We start from the raw sequence: 3,091 nt of genomic DNA, 5'->3' as shown, positions 1-3,091 counted from the left end.
GTCCGGTTCGATGAGCGGGATGTGGAAACGAAGCTATGGCCAGGCTACTTGGGCACCGTCAAACGAAAGGGACGGAAACAGACAAGCCGAACCTACGGCTATCGCGCCACATCTCGACTCTACCTCTTGACTTCGGCGCTGATTGACACCTGGCTGCCGTCGATTGCGACGTTGATGTCCTCCTTGCTGACCCCGGGTATCTCGGCATGCACGGTGTAGGATTTGTCGTCTTCCTTGATCTCCAGCTTGATCTGGACTTCCTGCTGTCCCCCGACACGAACCGGGCGCATCAGGAAGCCGCGGAAAAGATCGTCGAACGGGTCGTCGACTGGGTCAAAGCGCGTGACATTGCTCATCTCACTCTCCTTCAAGGTTCCCGGGACTTCCCCGTATGAAGATAGTCTATGCAGCGAAATGGTTATTTGCAAGAGGACCCAGGATCCGCGCCGAGGGCGTGATCAGACGGCCTTCCGGTCTGCCGGGGTCGCCGCTTCGTCGCGCAAAGTGCCGTGCGCCGAACGCCTGCCGCCCGGCTTTCATCCGCAGTCGTTCCGATCATCAAAGCGGATGATATTGCGCCCAGCCTGCTTGGCTTCGTACATGGCCGCGTCGGCCCTCTTGAGGATCTCGTCCTGGCTCGCCTGGTGGTCGATGAACAGGACCACGCCGATGCTAGCCGAGTAGTGATGTTCGAGCGTGGTCGCCGCCTGCCCTTCGCGCTTGATGGTCAGGGTGTAGGGTTGCGACAAGCCGATGCGAATCTTTTCGGCGATCGCATGCGCTCGCGACGTCGATTCGGTTTCATCGACATCAAGCTCGCTGATGATCACCACGAACTCATCGCCGCCGTAGCGCGCCACGGTGTCCATCTCGCGGATGCAGCGCTTCAAGCGAGCGGCCGTCTCGATCAGTAGCAAGTCGCCCGCCACGTGTCCGCGTTCGTCATTCAGCGGCTTGAAGTTGTCCAGATCGACGAACATCACTGCACCATGGCAGCCGGTGCGGGTGCTTGCCGCCATCGCCTGGCGCAAGCGGTCGTTGAGCAGGCGGCGGTTGGGCAGGGCGGTGAGCGGGTCATAGAACGCGAGTTGACGGACCTGCTCGTCCTCGTGCTTGCGCCTGGTGATTTTCCTGCTGATGCCGTGGTAGCCCGTAATCGTACCGTGCGCGTCGCGTTCGGGGGTGGACAGGACTTCCAGCCAGATCAGCGGCCGTTCTTGCGGAGTTGCGGCAGTTCGAAGCGGGTAATGCCGGTGCGGATGCCGTTCTGCTCGGCCTCATCGCGCTGTCTCTGCGTCTCCCGGAGCAGCGCGACGCCCTCGTCGGGCAGCACTTCGGTGACGCTGCGGCCGATCACCTCGTCGGCCCGGTAGCCGCGCAAGCGCTCGTCGGCCGGGCTGATGTAGGTGAAGCGATGGTCGCGGTCCTGCCTCCAGACGATGTCGGACACGTTCTCGATCAGCAGGCGGTAGTGCGCCTCGCTTTCTCGAAGCCGTTCCGCGGATAGATTCTTCTCGATCGCGATGCTTGCCAGATGGGCGGCCTGCTCGATGATCACGATATCGGACTCTGCCGGTGTATGCGCCTGCCGATGATAGATGGCAAAGGTCCCCAGCACCTGGCCGGTGGATGCCCGGATCGGTTCGGACCAGCACGAACCCAGGCCGGCTCTGGCAGCCAGGCTCTTGGAGCGCTTCCAGTAGGGATGCGTCGTGACGTCCTCGACGACCACGCGTTGGCCGGTGTAGGCGGCGGTACCGCAGGAACCGATCCCGGCGCCGATCTCGAGTCCGTTGACCGCAGCGGTGAAGAAATCGGGCAAGCTCGGCGCGGCACCGCTCAGCAGATGTGTGCCCTCGCTGTCGCACAGCAGGATGCTGCACAGCATCGCCGGATTGAGTTGCTCGACGCCGCGCACCAGCGCGTCGAGAATGACCTCCAGCGGTTTGCCGGCGGCCAGCAGTTCTAGCGTGCGGCTGCGATATTGTTCGTACTGTTCGGCGCGCTTGAGGGCGGTGATTTCGCTGTGCGTGATCACCGAGCCGTGCCCCCTGCCCGGCTCCAGAGGCATCGCCGCCAGCGTAAACCAGCGGGTCTCATGCGCCGACGGGCGGGGGTAGTCGACACTGAAGCCGGGCAAGCGACCATCGAGCACCGCCTCGATGCCGCTACGGGCGCGCAATGCCTCGGCATCCGGGGCGAAACCGCTGCCGGCGTCGAAGAAAGCCAGGTAATTGGCGCCGACTTCGGTGTGCGGCGCTGGCCGGCCGGGGTCGCCGGCATCGTCGACGGACGAACGCCGCCAGCGCTTGTTGACCGCCTGAATGATGCCGTACCGATCGACCACCGCGATTCCGGTGGCCATCGAATTCAGAATGGCGTTCTTGAAGCTCTCGCTTTCCAGCAGCGCTTTTTCGCGCTGTCTCAAGGTCTCTAGCAGGCGGTTGAAGCCGCCGATCAGTTCGCCGATTTCGTCCTGGCGAGCAATCGGCAAGGCTGCCGCGGGCTGTTGGCCACCCGTCAGGGCGGCAAGCGTTCTCGCCGTGTCGAGCAGCGGTGAGAGCTGCCGTGTCAACATCCACCAGCTTGCCGCCGCCGCCAGCATCGTCAGCAGCATCCGCAACTGCATGGCGCGAATTGGCGCAAAGGCTTCGGCAGTCGGCAGTATCGCCACCATGTCCCAAGCCGCCACCGGAATGCGCCTGGACGAGGTCAGGATTTCGGCGCCAGCCGTGCTGATGTAAACGATCGGACCCTGGAAGCCATCGATGAAGCGGTCGATCGTCGGATCGATGCCCGGATCGGGCAAAGCTGCCATGACGCGACGTCTGTCGGTGGCGGTGACGATCAGGCGGTACTGCGGCGCGACCAGGACATAGCCACCGGTCCTGCCGTAGCGGCCCTCGGTGACGCGGTCCAGGAAGTTGACCATACCCAGGTTGATCACTCCGCTCAAGGCACCGATCACCTAGCAGCCTGTCGGACTTCACGCTGGCTAAGCCGGCGCGTTTCACCATACGCAACAATCAAGCCGGATTTTCGTGATTTTCCGGCTTTTCCGAGGGTTTTCCCCTCATTTTCCCTACTGTGG

3 protein-coding genes are annotated in these 3,091 nt (G+C 63.1%); all 3 read right to left on the bottom strand.

Features of this window, described 5'->3' with window-relative positions:
• Window positions 1-119: 119 nt before the first annotated feature.
• Complete coding sequence (locus Q1L50_RS04040; RefSeq protein ID WP_300336092.1) at window positions 120-356, bottom strand: Hsp20/alpha crystallin family protein; 237 nt, start codon at window positions 354-356, stop codon at window positions 120-122.
• 180 nt (window positions 357-536) lie between these two features.
• Window positions 537-1,127: a GGDEF domain-containing protein gene (locus tag Q1L50_RS04035; protein WP_300336096.1), complete on the bottom strand. Its 591-nt coding sequence runs from the start codon at window positions 1,125-1,127 to the stop codon at window positions 537-539.
• Window positions 1,128-1,204: 77 nt separating this feature from the next.
• Complete coding sequence (locus Q1L50_RS04030) at window positions 1,205-2,947, bottom strand: PAS domain S-box protein (protein ID WP_300336094.1); 1,743 nt, start codon at window positions 2,945-2,947, stop codon at window positions 1,205-1,207.
• Window positions 2,948-3,091: the final 144 nt, after the last annotated feature.

It is taken from the genome of Accumulibacter sp., assembly GCF_029255145.1.
In the GTDB taxonomy this organism is placed as follows: Bacteria; Pseudomonadota; Gammaproteobacteria; order Burkholderiales; family Rhodocyclaceae; genus Accumulibacter.
This window is presented reverse-complemented; position numbering and strand designations above follow the sequence as displayed.